Here is an 18,286-nt window from a genome sequence, read left to right as displayed (position 1 = left end):
TGGAAGTGCCAGTCGTTGGGCACACCCTGCTCGGCCCCCTCCGGAGCCGCCGAGTACTGGCACATCGCGGCCATCCACAGACGGTTCGGAATGGTCAGCTGCCGGAGAGTAATCGGCTCGAACAGTGCGCTCACAACGGGCTCCCTGTGCGTGAACGAGGACGGGACTCCGGACACAGCCCGAAGCCTTGTACGAAGAACATCGTAGTACGGAAACCATCGAACTAACAGACAGCCCGACGACTCGATGCCGTACTACGACGCCTCTCGTACAACGAGGGCAGGTCGGGGAGCATTCCTCGTCCGGCACATCGAGATCCCCGTCACACGCGACTCCAGGGCTCGACGTTCCGCTTCGAGCTGTAGTCGTACGATCACGGTCGGGAATCACTCGGGCCGCCGGCGTGACCACGATCGCCAACGGTGGGGCGATCCCTGCCTGTGGGGGTGGGTGTCGTCTTCGGCCGCTACGGAGCGGATGAGCGCTCCGCGGCCGGGACCGCGGCGGCGCTCGGCGTATTGCCGACTTGCTTGTCACGGCGCCGCATCGAGGCGATGTGCACGGTCGCGGCTGCGGCGAGCGGCACCAGGGCGACGGCGGAGAGGGGGTATGGGCCCATGGCGGGGAGCAGGGTGCTGCCGATGAGGCCGCCCAGGCTCATGCCCAGGTAGACGGAGGTGGTGTTGAGCGGAATCAGCAGGCTGCTCCGTTCGGCGAACAGGTCGATGATGCGTACTTGCTGCGGGGCGATGAAGACCGGGTTGAACAGCCCCCAGAGGGCGAACAGTGCGATGCCGAAGGCCGGTTGAGCGGGCAGCAGGGCGGCGCCGGTGAAGGCGAGCGCCACTCCGGCGATTCCTCCTGCGAGGGCCCACTCCCCGCCGAACCGGGTGTACGCGCGGGCGCCGAGTGTATTGCCGCACAGCGCCACGGCACCGAAGGCCATCAGGATGACCAAGGCCGTGGTGTCCGAGGCCCCAAAGCGTTGGGGGAGGTAGACGGTCACAGTGCCATAGACGACGTACTGGGCGAGCATGGCCAGGAATGTGGTCCAGAGGATCGGCTGTGCGCCGGGGGCGCGCACGACGGCGCCGAAGTCGCGCACGCGCAGGACGGTTTTGGGCGGCAGCGGCGGGAGCAGGGTCACGGTCGCGACCAAACCGATGAGGATCAGTGCCGCGAGTGCGGCGAGGGTCCAGCGCCATCCGATGAGCGCGCCGGCCGCGGAGGCGAGTGGTGCGCCGAGAACCATGGCGGTGATCGCGCCACTGCCCACGAGCGACAACATCCGGGCGCGTCGTTCCGGCGGGGTGATCATGGCGGCGGCGACCGACGCGGTGGGGGCGAATACTGCGGCGCCGACACCCTGGATTGTGCGGGCGGCGACCATCAGCGACAGCTGCGGTGCCATCGCGCTGCCCAGGCCACCGAGCACCATCAGTGCCAGGCCGATGAGCAGGACCTTCTTTCGATCCACGCGTTGCAGCACCACGGCGGCGACCGGAGCTCCCAGGGCGAAGACAAGGGTGTAGACAGTGCTCAGCGTTCCGGCCGCTCCGGAGCCGACGCCGAGGCCGTCGGTGACCAGTGGACCAAGTCCGACGATCGCGAGCGCCGCGGCCACCATGGCGAAGTAGGCGATGGCGAGGGCGAGCAGCGCCGGCATGGGTGAACGTCGAGGGGGCATGAACTCTCACTTTCAATACGGTACGATTCGTATTCTAACGAGAGTACTCGCCGGTCCGTACGGGAAGTGGAGGGCCCTGCCGCCGCCCCGTACGCCGTGCCGTTCAGTGATTGGAGTCAGCCGGCACCATGTCCGACACGTATTACGACCTCGGTGCGTACCGTCGTACCGTCACCACTTCTTCTCCGCGGGCCCAGCTGTGGTTCGACCGCGGTCTGCTGTGGGCGTACTGCTTCAACTTCGACGAGGCCGTCCGCTGCTTCGAGAGGGCCGTCGCCGAGGATCCCGAATGTGCGATGGCCCACTGGGGGATCGCCTTCGCCAAGGGCCCCAACTACAACAAGGCGTGGCGCTTCTTCGACGCCGAGGACCTGAAGGCGTCGGTCGAGTACGCCCGTGTCTCGCTCGCACGGGCGCGCGCCGCCTCCGCCTCGTGCACGCCCTTCGAGCGGGGGCTCATCACGGCCCTGGCCGCCCGCTTCCCCGACCAGGGCGTCCCGGAGGGGCCGGAGGAGTTCGACGCCTTCAACCGTGCGTACGCGGAAGCCATGCGTGAGGTCTACCGAGCGCACCCCGATGACCTGGACGCGGCCGCCATCTTCGCCGACGCACTGCTGTGTGTGAGCCCGCGGGCGCTGTGGGATCTGGACAGCGGTGAGCCGGTCGGCTACGGCACCGTGGAGGCCCGCGAGGTCATCGAGTCCGCCTTCCTGCTGCCCGGCGGTGACCGGCACCCGGTCCTCAACCACCTCTACATCCATCTGATGGAGATGTCCCCCTTCCCCGAGGTGGCTCTGCCGGCGGCCGACCGGCTGCGCGGGCTCGCCCCCGACGGCGGACACATGGCGCACATGTCCACGCACATCGATGCCGCGTGCGGTGACTGGCGTCACGTGGTGGAGTCCAACACCGTCGCGGTCGCCGCGGACAACCGCTACTTCGCGCGGGAGGGGCAGCAGCACTGGTATTCCCTGTACCGCGCCCACAATCTCTGTGTCCTGGCGTACGGCGCCATGATGTCCGGCCAGTCCCGCAAGGCGCTTGCCGCCGCCCGTGACATCGACGCGTTCATCACGCCCGAGCTGCTGCAGGTCACTAGCCCGCCGATGGCCGACCTCGTCGAGAGCTACCGCACCACCCTGCCGCATGTACTGATCCGCTTCGGCCGCTGGGAAGAGATCCTCGAACTCGAGCTCCCGGAAGACCAGGAGCTGTTCTGCTCGACCACCGCGATGATCCACTACGCGCGTGGCATCGCCTTCTCCGCGCTCGGTCGGATCGCCGAGGCCGAGGCGGCCCGCGATGCGTTCGCCGCGGCCCGCGCCACCGTGCCGGAGTCCCGGTGGAACGCCGTGCCGGCAAAGGAGGTGGACGTCCTCAAGGTCGCCGCCGGCATGTTGGAGGGCGAACTCGAGTACCGCAAGGGAAACTTCGAGAAGGCCTTCGCGGCCCTGGAGCACGCCATCGAAATGGAGGACGCGCTTCCGTACACCGACCCGCCGGCCTGGCTCCAGCCGGTGCGCCACGCCTACGCCGCCCTCTCGATGGAGCAGGGCCGAATCGAGGAGGCCGCCGCGGTGTACCGGGCCGACCTCTACCTCGACCGCAGTCTCGCCCGCCGCCGCACTCACCCCAACAACGTCTGGAGTCTGCACGGACTCCACGAGTGCCTCACCCTCCTGGGGCGGCACGAAGAGGCCGGACGGATCGCGCTCGCCCGCGATATCGCCGTCGCCACTGCCGACATCCCCATCGCGGCCTCCTGCTTCTGCCGGCTGAGCGCCTTCGAGCGCGACGGCGAGGCGTCCAGCTGTTGCGCTGAACCACAGCCCGGCACCGCGGCCGAGTCCGCCTGCGCCTGTTGCTCCGAGCAGTGAGCTGAATCCGTACGCACCGTCCGCGGGTGCCCCGCTCCGTGAGGCACCCGCGGACCCGTTGAATCAGGGAGCGATGCGGCCCTGAAGTAAGGTGAACCTCGTGCAAGGAAGACCTCGCGACCCTGCCCTCGACGCGGCGATTCACCAGGCGGCCCTCGACCTCGTCACCGAACGGGGCTACGGGCGAATGACGATGGAAGGGGTAGCGGCCCGCAGCGGAGTCTCCAAGCAGGCTCTCTACCGCCGCTACTCCTCAAAGGGCGACCTGCTGCTCGCCGCTCTCGATTCCGTGGGGCGCGAGAACTTCCCCGTTCCGGACACCGGCAGCTTCCGAGAGGACCTGCTGCACATGGTGAGGGCGGCCTTCGCCCTCCACCGTGACAGCAACAGCGCCTTCAGCCAGGCCGTCGCCGCCGAGGCCGCACAGGGCTCGGACTTCGCCCGGAAGGCGGTCGAGTCCGTCATCAATCCGCGCCGGGAGCTCTTTCGCGAGGTCATCGTCCGCGCCCGGGAACGCGGAGAAGTCACCTTCGCTGACGATGACGTACTGATCGACCTGATCTATGGGCCGATGTGGTACGCCCTGCTCTTCGATTTCGACCGGCTCACCGAGAGCTATGCGGCATCGCTTACCGATGCTGTGGTTGCGGCGGCCCGGCCCGCTTGACCGATGTGCACCTGAGGGTTCGATGCCGCCGGTATCTGCGGGTGGCACCGGACCCTCAGGTGTGAACGGTCAGCGCACCTTGCGTACCTTCAGGATGGCGAGGGCTCCGAGGACCGAGAACGCGGCCGCGACGTAGAAGAGAATCGTGTAGTCGCCACCGCCCAGGGTGAGGATCGCGGGTGCGATGGCCGGGGCGATGGACTGGGGCAGGGCGCTGGCGATGTTGAAGACACCCAGGTCCTTCGCGGCGTTGTCCGGGTCGGGCAGGACATCGGTGACCAGGGCGAGGTCGATGGCGAAGTAGATGCCGATGCCGACGCCGGAAACGGCCATGGCGACCAGGAACATCGGCATGCCGGTGGAGAGCGCCACCAGGAACAGACCGATGGCGTAGATGGCGGCGGAGACCAGGACGAAGGGCTTGCGGCGGCGCATGACGTCCGAGAGCCGCCCGCCGACCAGGCTCGCGAGCACCCACACCGCCGAGGAGACCAGGGTGGCGACGAAGACCTGATGGGGCAGGTCGTCCTCACTGATGCCGATCTTGTTGAGCAGGTAGAAGGCCTGGTAGGTCAGGAGGAACGACTGACCCATGACGAACAGGAACCTGCTCAGCCACGCCCAGCTGAAGTCGGGTGCCTTGCGGGGATTGACGTACAGGCTGGAGACCAGATCGCGGCTGGACCACTGCGGTCGGTCGGCGGGAGCGAGCCTGCGGTCCTTGAGGACGAGGACGAACAAGATCACGGGTACCGCGGCGATGGCGACCGGGAAGAGGAACATCGCGGTTTGGCCGAGACCGGACACGGCCTGGACGACGTACGCGCCGATGACCATGGCGATCGGGAGGCAGATGCCGAGGATGCCGGAGACGGTCCCGCGCTGGTGGGTGGGGATCTGATCGGCGAGGACGGCCACGTTGGCGGCCAGCAGCGCGTTGAGCGAGAGCTGGGCGATCGCCCAGCCGACGATGACCAGCGGTATGCCAGGGGCGGCGGAGACGAGGAGCAGGCCGGCCGCGCCGCCGACCAGTCCGGCCAGCATCCAGGGGCGACGCATACCCATCCCGGAGACGGTCCGGTCACTGAGCCGATCGAAGACGGGGTTGCCGATCATTGCGAGGACAGCGCCGACTCCGGCGACGAGGCTGAGGGCCTTCGGGCCGTTGTCGGCCCCGACCAAAGAGTTGATCTTCAGAGGCAGCGTCACCACGATCGGCGCCGTGATGGCGAGCCAGATACCCAGGTACGCGAGGGTGTAGAGCGCGATGAAGCCCTTGCCGGCGACTGGTTCCGGTGCGGCGGGCGGCGAGATGTCCTCTTCGGGACGGGAAGAGAGAGACGTCATTGTCCTGGGCTTTCCGTGTCGGGAGGCTGTGGTGCTCGCCCCGGCCCGGCGGCCAACAGACGGCCGCAGGACCGGGGCGAGCGGTGTTGAGAGGAGCGGGGGCTGTTACAGGGCGGCGAGGCGTGCGAGGAATGCGGCCCTGGTCTCGGCGGGGAGGTCGGCTGCGACCATCGTGGTGACCGTCTCGATGTCCATGCCGAGCGAGACGTTCAGCATGGGGTGGTCGAACAACTGCGGGAGGCCCTCGGTGAGCAGGACCTTCGCCTCGGGGTCCTTCAGAAGCAGGCCGACGCTTGTGCGGTGCAGCCGGTAGCGGCCGCCTCGTGGGCGGGCCAGCGTGGTGGCGGCCCGTTCGGTCTCGGTCGGCTGCGGGCGCGGAGTCCAGTCGTCCGGGTAGCGCAGGCCGTGGCCGAACGGGAAGGCGGGATGGGGGGTGTCGGAGGGTACGTCCGGGCGGCTGGCCTCGACCTCGGCCATCGACGACGGCAGCTCGAAAGGCAGCTTGCCCTGCGGGGCGGCCTCGCCGAACAGCACGCGTGCGAACGCCTCGTCGCTGGCGCCGAAGTCGGCGACAAGTGCTGAGGCGAGCGGTACGAGCGGCGAAAGAACGGCAGCGCGATCCAGGTAGACATCAATGACGGTGGGGACCTGCGCGCTGATTGCGGCCACATGGGCGATGTCGTCGGCGGGGAAGTCGAGCGAGCCGGCGTGGAAGAAGGACTCCAGGTCGCCGGGGACACCGCGCTGCTCGAACGGGGCGGCCAGCCGCAGGACGGCGACATCGGCTTCCGCCGGGGTGGCGACCACGTTCGCGCGGCCGGCCAGGGCGACCGGATCCATGCCCTCCACGTAGACGTTGATGTTCTTCTTCAGGGGGAGATGGGCCGGTCCCTCATGGTTGGTGAGCAAGGCGTGTGCGGCGGCCTGTGCCGCCATGCCCGCTGCTTTGGCTTCGGGGGTGCCGACCGTCAGCTCGGCGCGCTCGACGTCCACGAGCGGCTCGTCGAACAGGCCCAGGGTGAACTTCTCGCGCAGCAGGCGGCGTGCGGAAGTGTTGATGCGTTCCTCGCTCACCTGCCCCTTGGCGACGAGGCGGAGCAGGATGTCGGGGCGGGCCTCGCCGCCGAACTGGTCGATCCCGGCCTCCAGCGCCTTGACCATGCGTTGTTCGAAGCTCAGGTGTTCCACGCCCCATGGGGTGGCGCTGAGGATGCCCCAGTCGCTGCAGACGATGCCGTCGAAGCCCAGCTTGTCGCGCAGCAGCCCGTTGACGATCTGCGCGTTGAAGCTGAAGCCGACCTCGTCGTACTCGGTGCCGACAGGGACGCCGTAGTACGGCATGATCTGTGAGATCCCCGCGTCCAGGACCTCCTCGAACGGCTCCAGGTGCATGCCCCACGTGCCGCCCGGATACACCTGCTCGCGTCCATAGTCGAAGTGCGGGTCCTCGCCGTCCTTTTGCGGGCCACCGCCGGGGAAGTGCTTGCCCATCGCCGCGACCGACTGCGGCCCGAGCTGCACGCCCTGCAGGCCGCGGACATAGGCCAGGGCCAGGCGCTTGGTGACCTCCACGCTCTGGCCGTACGTGCCGCCGGCACGCGACCAGCGCGGGTCGGTGGCCAGATCGATCTGCGGATGCAGGCCGAGCGCAATACCGACGGCGCGGTACTCGCGGCGCACGGTGTCCGCGAAACGCTCGGTCAGCTCCGGGTCGTCCAGGGCACCGAAGCCGAGCTGCTCGGGCCACTGGGAGAAGGGGCCCGCGGCCATGCCGGTGCCCGGGTTGTTGCCGAAGGCGTGCCGAGGGTCACTGGAAATGGTGGCTGGTACCGCAAAGGGCTGGCGCTCGCGGATCTCGCGCTGTACGGCGTTGGCCCACTCGGCCATCTCTCGGACGCTGAGCGCCTGGAGGGTGTTGAAGTGGTTGATCCGGCGCTCGAGAAGGGTGCGGGTCGAGGGGTAGCCGATCGGGCCCGGCGCGTCGAAGTCACCGATGACGGTCAGCGGCTGGAACATCAGGCCGGCCTTGTCCTCGAGCGGTAGCCGGGCGAGCAGGTCCTCGGCGCGCTGGGCCGGGGCCAGGGTGGGGTCCTGGTAGGGGTGCTGCGTGGTGTCGCGCATGAGTGGGCGCCCTCTCCATCAATCTCATTGCACCGAGGGCGACCGCTGCCGAGCCCGAACCAGACGATGCCTGTAGTCCGGGGACGGGCCTGCTGCGCGGGGATGCACCCCACGGCACAGGAAACCCTCGTTCTGAGCCACCGGTGGCAGTGGCTCGATTCGAATTGTTGCACGCGTGTCACCTTTCGGGCCAGGGTTCTATTCTGGGCCCGTGCAAACTTCCGCCCCTTCCCAGTCCCCCCTTGGTTCCGAGTCCGGCGAGCGTCCCGGAGTGCGGTCCGGCGGCTATGCCAATGGCCGTGCCCGCCGCCGCGCGATCGTCCGTATTGCCGCTGAGCACTTCGCGGTGAGCGGGTTTGCCGGGGCGACCGTCCGAGACATCGCCCAGGCGGTGGGGATCTCCCGGGCAGGGCTGATGCGGCACTTCGAGAGCAAAGAAGCGCTGCTGCAGGCCGTCCTGGAGGACCGGGACGCCCGCGACCGGGAGTTCTTCACTCCCTACGCACGTGTCCGCGGAGGGGTCGGCATTCTGCGCGGCATGATCGACCTCGCCGAGAACAACGAGCGCTCGCCGGGCATGATCGACCTCTTCACCCGCCTGTCGGTCGAGGCCTCCGACCCCGCCCATCCGGCCCACGCCTACTTCCGGGGCCGTTACGCGGGCATCCGCCGCGGCACGGCCAGTGCCCTGCGGGCGGCCGCCCGCGCCGGCTACCTGCGCCCCGACGTCGATCCCGACGAGGCGGCCGTCCGGCTCACCGCCGTAATGGACGGCCTGCAGACGCAGTGGGGCTTCGAACCCACTGTCGCCATGGCCCCCCATGTGCGTACGGCGATCACGGACCTTCTTACCGCTGAGGGTGTCGACGCGCTGGAGCGCGTGGGGTCGACTCCGGGACGAAGTGAGGCGTAGACGCATGTCTCTGTTTTCAATTCGGTACGAAGTGTATTGAAAGTAACGCGTACGTGCCCTTCGGGAGGACCGGTGGGGAGTCTCTCGCCGTGGCGGCCCTCAGATGGTGACCACGGGCGGCATCGTGGCCGCGATCCTCAGCGACTCGGCCATGGTCAGGAACGGGGACCACGTGCCCGCCAACTGCTGGACAGTGAGTCCCGCCGAGAGCGCGTAGGTGGCAGCGGTGATGACCTCGCCGGCCTCGGCGCCGACCATATGAACGCCCAGGAGCTTGCCCGTCCTCGGGTCGGAGACCAGTTTGACGATGCCGTCGGGATTCCGGGCGATCATCGCGCGCGGAACGAAGGCGAGCGGCAGCTCGCGCGTCTCGTACGGCATCCCGGCCGCAGCCGCATCCGTGGCCGTCATGCCGACCGAGGCGAGCGCGGGTGAGGTGAAGGTGACTCGAGGCAGGGCGGTGTAGTCCAGGGGCTGCGGCTCGCCGTCGTACATGTTGCTCACGGCGGCGACGCCCTGTGCGCCTGCCACATAGACGAACTGGTGCTGCCCGGTGACATCGCCCGCCGCCCAGATGCGCGGGTGCGCGGTGCGCAGGTGCTCGTCCACCATGATCTCGCCGCGGGGGCCGGTGGGGACGGCGACGGCCTCGAGGTTCAGACCGCGGGTCACCGGGCGGCGCCCGGTGGCGATGAGGATCTTCTCAGCGGCAAGGTCGAGGGCGCCGCCTTCGACCGCGACCGAGGCGACGATGCCGTTCGCCCCCGGTCGTACGCCGGTCAGGTTCGCTCCGGTGCGGAAGGTGATCCCCTCGCCGGACAGTGCCTTCTCCAGCGCCTCGGAGATGTCCGGGTCCTCGAACGGGGCGATGCGCGGGGCCATTTCGACCACGGTGACGTCCGATCCGAGCCGGGCGAAGAGCTGCGCCTGCTCCAGGCCGATTGCGTTGCCGCCAACGACGAGGAGCGAGCCCGGGATCTCCTTCAGCGACATCGCCGTGGACGAGGTGAGGTACTCGACATCTCGCAGCCCCGGCACAGGCGGGATGAACGGCTGGGCGCCGCTGGCGACCAGGACCCGCTCCGCCGTGATCCGGGTCTCTTCGCCGTGTTCGTCGGCGACGATCAGCGTAGGTCGTTCCTGCTGGGTGGCGGGGGCGAAGGACGCGTCGCCCTGCAGCAGGTCGATGCCGGCCGCTGCTGTGCCCTTGATGTGGTCGCGGTCCCGCAGCTGAGCCAGGAAGCGGTCCTTGTCCTCGACGAGCGCGGCCAGATCGACCGGACGCGCGGCGGTCTCGATACCGGGGAACTTCTCGCCTGCGGCGGTGGCGCGCACGGCGGCGGCGGCCAGCAGGTGCTTGGAGGGAACGCAGCCAACGTTCAGGCAGGTGCCACCGGGGGTTGCGCGCTCCACCATGACAACCGACTTGCCGCGTCGCCGCGCCTCCCCGGCCGCGCTCTTCGCGGCGGAGCCGGCGCCGATGATCGCGAGGTCGTAGGTCCGGGTGGTGGCGGTGGGGCGTGCATTCTGCGCCTTGGGCATGGCGAGGCCTTCTTTGCGAGTGGAATCGAACCAGTGGACAGACAGGTCTGTCTGGTCAACGTAGACGGATCTGTCTGGTACGGTCAAGTTCATGCAGAGGACAGCCGCTGATTCAGCAGTACGAGAGCGCATCCTGGACACGGCGGCCCGCCTGTTCTACGCCCACGGGGTGCGCGCGATCGGCGTCGATCGAGTAGTGAGGGAGGCCGAGGTCGCCAAGGCCAGCCTGTACGCGCACTTCCGCTCCAAGAACGAACTCGTCGAGGCCTACCTGCGGCGCGAGGCGGAGCGTTCATATGCGGACATGGGCAGGGTCGAGGCGATGGCGGAGGCCGGTCCAGGGCGGATCGAGGCCCTCTTCGACAGCGCGGCCGCCAGTGCCGATGCCGCGGACTATCAGGGGTGCTGCTTCCTCAACGTGGCCGCCGAGCGATTGGACGCCAAAAGCCGTGCGGCGGACGTCGTCGCCGAGCAGAAGGGGCGCTTGTTGGCCCACATCGAAGCCAGCGTGGTCCGCGCGACCCCGGCCGAACGGGCCGAGGTGGCCCGCGTGATCCTGGCCCTCTTCGATGGCGCCAAGGTCGCCTCGGTGGATGAAGGGGGCGCCGCCTTTGTGCGGGTCAAGCCGTTGGCCGCAGCCCTGGCGGCGGCACCGCTCGCCAACTCCTGACCGGCCGGGTGCCGGCATAGCTAACCTCTCGATCCGTCGCGATAGCATTAGTTTCGTGAGTGATCTGTTCCCGCTGACCGGAGAGCCGCTGGCGCTCGATCTGATCAACACGCAGCCGGCCACAGGAGAGCTGCTCCGGACCCCGGAAGATCTGCGCACCTGGTGGGCACTGCAGGCCGACCGGCTGCCGGAAGGCGTGCCGGCGAATCTGAAGCCTGCCGACCTTGCTGCGGTTCTGACGGTGCGGGAACACGTCGCCCGCGTTCTCGAGCGCGTCCGGACGGGGCAGGCTCCCGCAGCCACAGACATCACCGGGCTCAATGACGCGCAGCGCGCCGCTCCTGTGACGTGTGAATTGTCGTGGCGGGACGGGAAGTTGGTGGCCCAGCGCCGCCGAGATGGGCGGCCCGGCGTCCGCCTCGCGGCGTGGCTGGCCGAGGCCGCCGTGGAGCTGCTCGCGGACCCCACGGCTCAGAAGATCCGCGTGTGCGAGGCGGACGACTGCGTGCTCCTCTTTCTGCCGCAGCATCCACGTCGCCGGTGGTGTTCGGCGGCTCGGTGCGGCAATCGCGCCCGCGTTGCGCGTCATTACCAGCGCCACAAGGCTGGGTGAGGATTCTTGTCCAGCCGTGTGGCCCGTCGGAGGGCCACACGGCTGGTCGCGATGCGCGGCAAACACGGGGCCGGGAGAGCAATCCCTGGCGCCTGTCCCATGCTGCCAAGGACGGCGCTCATTCGTCGGGTCCCGTGCCCTGATTCGTAGGGCACGGGGTCGGTCAGTTCCGTGCCGTGCGCTTCGCTGCAGAGGGTTCCGACGCGCTCTCACCAGATGCCGGGCGGGCACTGAGGGTGGTGAGGGCGAGTACTGCTGCTGCGATGAGGATGCCCGCGGCGACCGTCAAGGCCGTGCTGTACCCGGCCACCAAGGCGTCGCGGGTGCCCAGGTCGACGTCTTGTGGACGAGCGGTGACGGCGGCGGCGACCCCGGCCAGTACCGCCAAGCCGAGGGCCACGCCGATCTGCTGGGCGGAGTTGAGCAGGGCCGAGGCGATCCCGGCCTTGTCCGGGTCGACGCGGTAGACCGCGGCCTGGGTGAGCGCGAGCACGGAGAGACCGAATCCGAGTGCAAGGACGAACATCGCGGGCGCCAGGTGCAGCCAGTAGTTCGTGTCGACGGTGATCGCCGAGAACCCGAACGCCGCCGCCGCGCTGAGCAGTGCGCCCACGGAAGCGACGAAACGAGGCGCGAACCTCAGCAGGAGCTTGGGGGCCGTACCCGCTCCGACGACGAGTCCGGCGGCGAACGGCAGCCAGGCAATACCCGTCCTGAGGGGGCTGTAATGCAGCACCTGCTGGAGGTAGAGCGTGATGACGTAGAAGGTGCCCATCGGGCCGATGGCGACCAGCAGCATCGTCAGGTAGGAGCCGGAGCGGTTGCGGTCCTTGAACAGGCTCAGTGGCAGCAAGGGGCTGGAGCTGCGGGCCTGGGTGAAGGTGAACACGACGAGCAGTGCGACGGCTGCGCCCAGGAGGAGCAGTGCGACGGAGTCGGTGAATCCGTCCTCACCGAACCGAGTGATCGCGTACACGAGTGCGACCATCCCGCCGGTGCCGAGCACGGCGCCCAGGGCGCCGACGCGGCCCTGATGGCGGTCGGCAGCTGCCAGGGTGCGGCTGCCGAGAAGGGTGAGCAGGCCGATCGGGATGTTGATGAAGAACACCCACCGCCAGTCGAGAGTGTCGGTGAGGATGCCGCCGAGGAGCAGGCCGACCACGATCCCGAGGGCCGACATCGCGCCGTACAGGGACAACGCAAGGTCACGCATCTTGCGGACCGAAAACGTGGTGGTGATCAGAGCCAGAGCGTTGGGTGCTGTCAGTGCCGCTCCAAGGCCCTGTACGGCGCGGGCGACGATCAGCATCGCGACGTTCTGCCCGAGGCCACCGGCAAGGGAGGCGATCACGAAGATCGCGATGCCGAGCTGCAGGGTTCGACGGCGTCCCCACAGGTCGCCGATCCGTCCGCCGAGCAACAGGAGCGCGCCGAACGCGAGGATGTAGGCGTTGACCACCCAGGGAAGGTGTGCAGCGGTAACGCCGAGATCCTGCTGGATGCTCGGCAACGCGATGTTCACGATCGAGTCGTCGAGCACCAGCATCAGCTGCGCCGTCGCGATGACCAGGAGGGGGATCATTCCTGGCCGCCGTCTCATTGTCGTCACGCTGTCTCCCTATCGCGCCCACCGCGTGGGCCGAACCCCTGCCGGCTCCCCACCGGGGCGGCAGGACTGCCGCGGATATATACCGGGTGGGGGTATCCATTTCACGCCAGTGTATACCCCCGGCGGGTATGTGGCTCCTTTGGCGTCGTGAGCCGACAGCGCGATTGCCTCGCCACAGATGGCGAGACGATTCTTGACGACCCCGGGGGGCGCCCAGGGCAGGTCACGGGCGGTGCTGCACGGTCACTTCCAGGCGCGGTCCAGGAAGCCGGCGATCAGCGGGGCAATTTCCGGCAGGTGGGTATCGAGGGCGAAGTGGCCCGTGTCCGGAAGGTGAAGTTCGGCGTCGGGCAGGTCGCGAAGGTACGCGCGGGCTCCGGGTTCGGTGAAAAAGGGGTCGTTGCGCCCCCAGGTGATGAGCGTGGGCGGGGTGTGGTCGCGCAGCCATGCCTGCCAGCGGGGGTAGCTCTCGATATTGGTGTGGTAGTCGAAGAACAGGGCCAACTGGGCTTCCTTGCGGCCCGGCAGGTCCAGGAAGTGCTGGTCGAGGGTCCAGCCGTCCGGGGAGATCAGTTCGGTGTCGGCGACACCGGTCTCGTACTGCATGCGTGTGCCGTCGAGCGTCAGGAAACCCCGGACCGACTCCTCGGCTCCGGGTGCCTCCGGGGTCAGGGTGAGCAAGCCGCGGGCCGCGTCCGACAGGCCGTCCTCGTAGGCGTTGCCGTTCTGCGTGATCAGGCCCGCGATCCATTCAGGGTGGCGCTCGGCGAGCCGGAAACCAACGGGGGCTCCGAAGTCGAAGACGTACATCACGAAGCGGTCGAGGCCGAGTTGCTGTACGAAGCCCTCGGTGATGTCGGCCAGTCGGTCGAAGGAGTAGCGGAAGCCGGCGGGCGCTTCGGTGTACCCGAAGCCGGGGTAGTCCGGGGCGATCAGTCGGTACTGCGTGCCGAGTGCGTCGATGAGGCGGCGGAACTGGTGTGACGCGGAGGGGAACCCGTGCAGGAGCAGCAGTACAGGTGCGTCCTCACGGGCGGGGACGGACTCGCGGTAGAAGACGCGGACGCCGTCGACGTCCAGGTACCGATGGCGAGCCCGGGGGACCGAAGAGAGCATGCCTAACTCCTCTGTATCTGGTGGTGGCATTAGCTATACCGGTCGAGAACTAATGCGTCAACGCTGCTTTCTAGCGTTAGGCGCGTCGACACTTCCATCGACGCGGAAGTGACTGGCAGTGACGCAAGGGCAGCGGACTGCGACAGTAGAGATCTGGCAGCCTGCAGGCAGTGGCCAGATTGAGGCAGGCCAAGGGGTTCAGTGGGAGCGGTACAGCTCACCTCAGGGTGACGCCTTCAGACGCCGGGCCCACTAGCACCGAAGGCCCACACCAGCGAGGCGGGGGCGGACCCCTCGCGCGAGGTACCGCGTCACCCGCAATACATACGCACCGTACCGTATTGCAAAATGGCCCTCACGGACCCTCCCCTGACGACGTTCGCCCCGCTGCGGGCGGAACGGGGCTGAGCCGTAGGTCGAGTGCTCTGCGAGCAGGGCTGGCTCAGCTACGGCGGCCTTCAAAGCACGCTCGATACCGCTCGTCGATGAGATACGGGCGGCAGGCCGTTCCGATGGAGAGCACGACAACAACAAGAAGGGTGAGCGGATGCATTCGCACAATGAGGAAGCAAAGTTCATGGCCGACATCAAGGAGGCCGCGCCGGAGATGGTGTCGGCGTTCTTCGGCTTCGACAAGGCTGTGTTCAACAAGCAGGCCGGCAACCTGGACCTGGTCACCCGTGAACTGATCGCGGTCGGCGTCGCGGTGACCACGCAGTGCTCCTTCTGCATCGAGGACCACGCCAAGCGTGCCGTGGAGGCCGGCGCGTCCAAGGCCGACGTGGCCGAAGCGGTCATGGTCGCAGCCGCCTTGCGTGCCGGCGGCGGCATCACGCACGGCTGGAAGGCGATGAAGAGCATCGTCGAGGACGAGTAGGCCCACCGACACCGCTACTTACTTTGTTCGCGTGAACGGGCTTCGTACTGACACGGCTGCGAGGTGAAGGGCGAGGACAGCCCTCACCACCGCAGCGATGCGGTTGATGCTGCAGCGCAGCTTCCTGAGCAGCCGCCGGTTCTTGTGCGTGCCACTGCCCGCTCGCCGCCGCAGCAGCAGATCTTGGCGTGGGTGGTGTTGTAGCTTCGTTGCCACCGCTTGGGGCAGCGCCGCTCAACTAGAGCTCGGACGTTCCCGGTCACGCCTTGATACGGCCTATCGGCCCAGCACTTGAGGCTGGCCAGGGCGAGGGCGCCGATGATGGCCCGCTCGTGTGCCCCCGCCAGCACCTCATCGAGTTCAAGACGCTGGGTCTGAATAGCCGGCGCACACGCGGAAGAGAAGGCGGGGGCCTGCTGACGGAACTGGGCCGCAGCTTTACTCCCTCCGGTTCCGCACCGCCAACACCGCCCCCGCGAGCCCGGCCACGCCACCGCCGATCATGGGTACGATCTGCCCCGACACCTTGTGGTCCACGGCATAGAACCCCAGCCACACGAACGCCACGCCGAACCCCACCACGATCACGTGCTCAAGCAGTCGAAATCCGTACCCCACCCACTGGTCGAGGCGCTCCCGACGCAGCTGGCGCTCGACGAGGTCCCGCCGCCAGGCGAGGTGATTCGGGTCGATCTGTTGCCACTTCTGCGCCTCGTCTGCCGCAGGGAAGGCTGGCACGATCCCGGTGGCCTCATCGGCAGGCGGTGTCTCCTGGTCAGGCATCGGTCGCCCCCCTGCCCGCACGTGGCGACGCGGATGCCACCCGCCGGTCGACCGTCAACAAGGCCTCGTCCACAGCTCGTTCAGCGGCGGCACGACGCCGGGCCCGCTCCTCGTCGGTCCACCGCGCCGGCGGCGCGAGCGACCGCACGTAACATCGCCACACCGACACCCGCTCCCGGGCGCGACGCCGCGTGAGCGCCGCCCGCGCCTGTACGACGAGCACGCAGAGCCCGACGGCGAAGACCGCCCAGGGCAACAGGACGACGAAGAAATCCGATATATCACCCGGCCTCACCTCGGCCTGTGCGGCCGCCCACATCAGCGCCGCAGCGAGCAACACAGGGATGCCAAACAAACTCGCTGCGCCGGCCGTGTGGCTGCGCCTCCCCCTGAGTGCTGCCCCCGCGCGCGCCTGTGCGGCTTCTTCCCGGTATCGCTTTCTGCCGGACAGCTTTCTCCCGGCCCTGTCCAGCACGCCCAGCGCTTGGGTCGTAGTCAGGCGCCTATCGGGTTCTTTTGCCAGCAGCCCCTCGACGAGCGGTGCGAGCTCACCGGCGTGCAGACTCAGGGGCGGCGGGTCCGCCTGTGCTACGGCCAATAAGGTCTCCGCGATGCTGTGCCGTTGGAACGGCGGATGCCCCGCGAGGAGGTGGTAGAGCGTCGACCCCAGCGAGAACAGGTCGCTGCTCGGCGCCGGGCGGGCACCGAGCAGCACTTCAGGGGCGACGTAGTTCGCCGAGCCTGTCGGCCATGTCCCGTCGATCCGCTCCACGGCGCCGGTGCCGGGCAGCAGAGCCCAACGTCCCTCTGTCTGGACTACATTGGCAGGCCGAACGTCCCCATGAACGATCCCGGCCTCATGCATCGCCGCAAGCGCATTCAACAGTGCCTGCGCGACTTCCCAGACCATCTCGGCAGGCATCGGGCCGTGCGCGGCGGGGTCGGCGAGAGACGGGCCGGGTACGAGCGCCCTGATGCGCCACACCACACCGCGCGCCTCCACGACGTCGTACACAGGGACGAGGTTTGGATGGCCCCGCAGACGCGCGACCGCGAGCGCAAACCGCCGCACTCGTGTCGAATCCACCGCTCCCAGCGCCTCGGCGGCGACTCGGACGTGCAGAGACTCGTCGTACGCCACCCAGACCTGCCCGTACCCCCCGTAGCCCTGCTGGATCTCGAGCCGATACCGCCCGCCAAGCACCCGGCCCGGCCCCGTTCCCTGCTCCATGCCCCCCGCGTACCCAGCAACCCCCTTCAGGAAGCCCCTCAACTCCCGCACGACCCGCTCACCTCCACAGTGAGCGCTCGCCTCTCACGCCCCCGACCACGGTGCGGGCCGCAGCCACAACAGGTCGTTCCGCTTGGTGTGGGGCGAGGTGATCTGTCGGACGCGGAGTGGGCTCGAGTGGAGCCTCACTTGCCGAAGAACGTGGGCCGGGGCGGGCATTGGAAGGACCACCGCGTGGTCGTCAACGGCATCTTCTTCCGGCAGCCGGCCGGTATTCCGTGGCGGGATCTGCCAACGCGGTTCGGTGCGTGGAAGACCGCGCATGACCGGCACCGGCGGTGGTCGGCGGACGGCACCTGGGAGAAGATCCTGCGAGCCGTCCAGGCCGACGCAAGCGCAGAGGGCCGGATCGCTTGGAGCGTGGTGAGCGTGGGCTCCACTGTGTGCCGTGCGCACCAGCACGCCGCCTGGGCCCACCACCCGGCAGGCACGGGTGGCGGAGCGCCGTACATCGCCCGACCCGGGATCGTGCCGACGAGGCGATCGGCCGTTCATGCGGCGGGCTCACGACGAAGGTTCACCAGGCCAGTGACGGCGGGTGCCGCCCGCCGGCCATTCTTCTGGCACCCGGACAGTGGGGCGATGCCCCGCAGATGGTCCCCGTCCTGGACGGCATTCGCGTCCCACGTCCCGCTGGCGGGCGCCCGCGCACACGTCCGGACCACCTGTGCGGTGACAAGGCGTACAACTCACGCAGGAATCGCCGCTACCTGCGGCGACGGCAGATCCGGCACACCATCCCCGAGCGCCGGGACCAGCGTGCCAACCGTCAGCGATGCGGCAGCAAGGGCGGACGCCCTACCGGTGCCGCCCGGGCACGCTACCGCCCGCCGGAACGAGGTCGAGCGGACTATCAACGCGATCAAGAGCTTCCGGGCCGCGGCCACCAGGTACGACAAGAGAGCGTACGTCTTTCACGGCACCGTCACCCTCGCTGCGATCCGGCTATGGCTCCGCTGACACTCCGCCGAGAGCCCTCGGCTCACACCCGCCCAGCGCCGCCATAGGGTGCCTGTCGCCAGTTTCCGGCTTGCGCTTTCCGCTGCGTCAACTTCTACGGTCTTCTGTGGGGCTGGAGAGACCGGCCCGGCGATGGGAGGCAGGGCAATGGCCTGGTCGATCGCGGACGTGGCCCGGATGTCCGGGGTGACGTCCCGGACACTGCGGCACTAC

The 18,286-nt window shown here is 68.5% G+C and carries 14 protein-coding genes and 2 pseudogenes; 7 read left to right on the top strand and 9 right to left on the bottom strand.

Annotation, left to right across the window (positions count from 1 at the left end; translation table 11 throughout):
• Together IF04_RS38565 and IF04_RS0135135 are read right to left on the bottom strand one after the other, a co-directional pair.
• Window positions 1–134, bottom strand: a pseudogene (locus IF04_RS38565) (NADH:flavin oxidoreductase/NADH oxidase); the annotation flags it as partial.
• Between the two features lie 332 nt (window positions 135–466).
• Window positions 467–1,687, bottom strand: a complete 1,221-nt coding sequence (locus IF04_RS0135135) for an MFS transporter (protein WP_063829580.1) — start codon at window positions 1,685–1,687, stop codon at window positions 467–469.
• 128 nt (window positions 1,688–1,815) lie between these two features.
• Here IF04_RS0135135 and IF04_RS0135130 point away from each other — a divergent pair, with 128 nt between their 5' ends.
• Entirely contained in the window at window positions 1,816–3,564 is a 1,749-nt protein-coding gene (locus IF04_RS0135130; protein WP_051831850.1) for a tetratricopeptide repeat protein, read from the top strand.
• Between the two features lie 100 nt (window positions 3,565–3,664).
• A complete protein-coding gene (locus IF04_RS0135125; RefSeq protein WP_051831849.1) occupies window positions 3,665–4,231 on the top strand; it encodes a TetR/AcrR family transcriptional regulator in 567 nt (188 codons plus the stop codon).
• A 69-nt stretch (window positions 4,232–4,300) separates the two neighbouring features.
• Here IF04_RS0135125 and IF04_RS0135120 read toward each other — a convergent pair whose 3' ends face one another.
• Together IF04_RS0135120 and IF04_RS0135115 are read right to left on the bottom strand one after the other, a co-directional pair.
• Window positions 4,301–5,578 carry an MFS transporter gene (locus IF04_RS0135120; RefSeq protein WP_030267653.1) on the bottom strand — a complete coding sequence of 426 codons (1,278 nt, stop codon included), beginning with the start codon at window positions 5,576–5,578 and terminating at the stop codon, window positions 4,301–4,303.
• 105 nt (window positions 5,579–5,683) lie between these two features.
• Window positions 5,684–7,699: a glycoside hydrolase family 3 protein gene (locus IF04_RS0135115; RefSeq protein ID WP_063829579.1), complete on the bottom strand. Its 2,016-nt coding sequence runs from the start codon at window positions 7,697–7,699 to the stop codon at window positions 5,684–5,686.
• 211 nt (window positions 7,700–7,910) lie between these two features.
• Between IF04_RS0135115 and IF04_RS0135110 the strand changes: the two genes are divergently transcribed.
• Complete coding sequence (locus IF04_RS0135110) at window positions 7,911–8,612, top strand: TetR/AcrR family transcriptional regulator (protein WP_157847768.1); 702 nt, start codon at window positions 7,911–7,913, stop codon at window positions 8,610–8,612.
• Between the two features lie 99 nt (window positions 8,613–8,711).
• On the opposite strand, the gene merA is transcribed toward IF04_RS0135110, so the two are convergent.
• Window positions 8,712–10,154: a mercury(II) reductase gene (merA, locus tag IF04_RS0135105; RefSeq protein ID WP_051831847.1), complete on the bottom strand. Its 1,443-nt coding sequence runs from the start codon at window positions 10,152–10,154 to the stop codon at window positions 8,712–8,714.
• A 91-nt stretch (window positions 10,155–10,245) separates the two neighbouring features.
• Between merA and IF04_RS36865 the strand changes: the two genes are divergently transcribed.
• Window positions 10,246–10,824 carry a TetR/AcrR family transcriptional regulator gene (locus tag IF04_RS36865; protein WP_051831846.1) on the top strand — a complete coding sequence of 193 codons (579 nt, stop codon included), beginning with the start codon at window positions 10,246–10,248 and terminating at the stop codon, window positions 10,822–10,824.
• A 55-nt stretch (window positions 10,825–10,879) separates the two neighbouring features.
• On the top strand, window positions 10,880–11,437 hold the full coding sequence (locus IF04_RS0135095) for a CGNR zinc finger domain-containing protein (RefSeq protein WP_030267645.1): 558 nt from the start codon (window positions 10,880–10,882) through the stop codon (window positions 11,435–11,437).
• Between the two features lie 163 nt (window positions 11,438–11,600).
• Here the strand turns inward: IF04_RS0135095 and IF04_RS0135090 are convergent, their stop codons facing one another.
• Both IF04_RS0135090 and IF04_RS0135085 read right to left on the bottom strand, forming a co-directional pair.
• Window positions 11,601–13,037: an MFS transporter gene (locus tag IF04_RS0135090; protein ID WP_245654608.1), complete on the bottom strand. Its 1,437-nt coding sequence runs from the start codon at window positions 13,035–13,037 to the stop codon at window positions 11,601–11,603.
• Window positions 13,038–13,289: 252 nt separating this feature from the next.
• Window positions 13,290–14,162 carry an alpha/beta fold hydrolase gene (locus tag IF04_RS0135085; protein ID WP_030267640.1) on the bottom strand — a complete coding sequence of 291 codons (873 nt, stop codon included), beginning with the start codon at window positions 14,160–14,162 and terminating at the stop codon, window positions 13,290–13,292.
• A 577-nt stretch (window positions 14,163–14,739) separates the two neighbouring features.
• On the opposite strand from IF04_RS0135085, the gene IF04_RS36325 reads away from it, so the two are divergent.
• Window positions 14,740–15,039 (top strand): carboxymuconolactone decarboxylase family protein, encoded by a 300-nt coding sequence (locus tag IF04_RS36325; protein WP_051831845.1) that lies wholly within the window; start codon window positions 14,740–14,742, stop codon window positions 15,037–15,039.
• Window positions 15,040–15,477: 438 nt separating this feature from the next.
• On the opposite strand, the gene IF04_RS0135075 is transcribed toward IF04_RS36325, so the two are convergent.
• Both IF04_RS0135075 and IF04_RS36860 read right to left on the bottom strand, forming a co-directional pair.
• Window positions 15,478–15,822, bottom strand: a complete 345-nt coding sequence (locus tag IF04_RS0135075) for a hypothetical protein (RefSeq protein ID WP_030267636.1) — start codon at window positions 15,820–15,822, stop codon at window positions 15,478–15,480.
• Window positions 15,815–17,053 carry a serine/threonine-protein kinase gene (locus IF04_RS36860; RefSeq protein ID WP_157847767.1) on the bottom strand — a complete coding sequence of 413 codons (1,239 nt, stop codon included), beginning with the start codon at window positions 17,051–17,053 and terminating at the stop codon, window positions 15,815–15,817. The genes IF04_RS0135075 and IF04_RS36860 overlap by 8 nt, the downstream gene beginning before the upstream one ends.
• 138 nt (window positions 17,054–17,191) lie before the next feature.
• Here IF04_RS36860 and IF04_RS38015 point away from each other — a divergent pair.
• A pseudogene (locus IF04_RS38015) lies at window positions 17,192–18,073 on the top strand (IS5 family transposase).
• The last annotated feature ends 213 nt before the right edge of the window (window positions 18,074–18,286 follow it).

The sequence above is a fragment of the Streptomyces violens genome (assembly GCF_000717745.1).
GTDB lineage: Bacteria > Actinomycetota > Actinomycetes > Streptomycetales > Streptomycetaceae > Streptomyces > Streptomyces violens.
The sequence above is the reverse complement of the archived record's forward strand: the minus strand, read 5'-3'. Positions and strand labels throughout refer to the sequence as shown.

What these genes read in the sequence shown, in the direction of transcription:
- IF04_RS0135085 (WP_030267640.1), bottom strand. Translation starts at nt 14,162, where the DNA reads ATGCTCTCTTCGGTCCCCCGGGCTCGCCATCGGTACCTGGACGTCGAC.
- merA (WP_051831847.1), bottom strand. Translation starts at nt 10,154, where the DNA reads ATGCCCAAGGCGCAGAATGCACGCCCCACCGCCACCACCCGGACCTAC.
- IF04_RS0135075 (WP_030267636.1), bottom strand. Translation starts at nt 15,822, where the DNA reads ATGCCTGACCAGGAGACACCGCCTGCCGATGAGGCCACCGGGATCGTG.
- IF04_RS36325 (WP_051831845.1), top strand. Translation starts at nt 14,740, where the DNA reads ATGGCCGACATCAAGGAGGCCGCGCCGGAGATGGTGTCGGCGTTCTTC.
- IF04_RS36865 (WP_051831846.1), top strand. Translation starts at nt 10,246, where the DNA reads ATGCAGAGGACAGCCGCTGATTCAGCAGTACGAGAGCGCATCCTGGAC.
- IF04_RS0135130 (WP_051831850.1), top strand. Translation starts at nt 1,816, where the DNA reads ATGTCCGACACGTATTACGACCTCGGTGCGTACCGTCGTACCGTCACC.
- IF04_RS36860 (WP_157847767.1), bottom strand. Translation starts at nt 17,053, where the DNA reads ATGGAGCAGGGAACGGGGCCGGGCCGGGTGCTTGGCGGGCGGTATCGG.
- IF04_RS0135120 (WP_030267653.1), bottom strand. Translation starts at nt 5,578, where the DNA reads ATGACGTCTCTCTCTTCCCGTCCCGAAGAGGACATCTCGCCGCCCGCC.
- IF04_RS0135115 (WP_063829579.1), bottom strand. Translation starts at nt 7,699, where the DNA reads ATGCGCGACACCACGCAGCACCCCTACCAGGACCCCACCCTGGCCCCG.
- IF04_RS0135090 (WP_245654608.1), bottom strand. Translation starts at nt 13,037, where the DNA reads ATGAGACGGCGGCCAGGAATGATCCCCCTCCTGGTCATCGCGACGGCG.
- IF04_RS0135135 (WP_063829580.1), bottom strand. Translation starts at nt 1,687, where the DNA reads ATGCCCCCTCGACGTTCACCCATGCCGGCGCTGCTCGCCCTCGCCATC.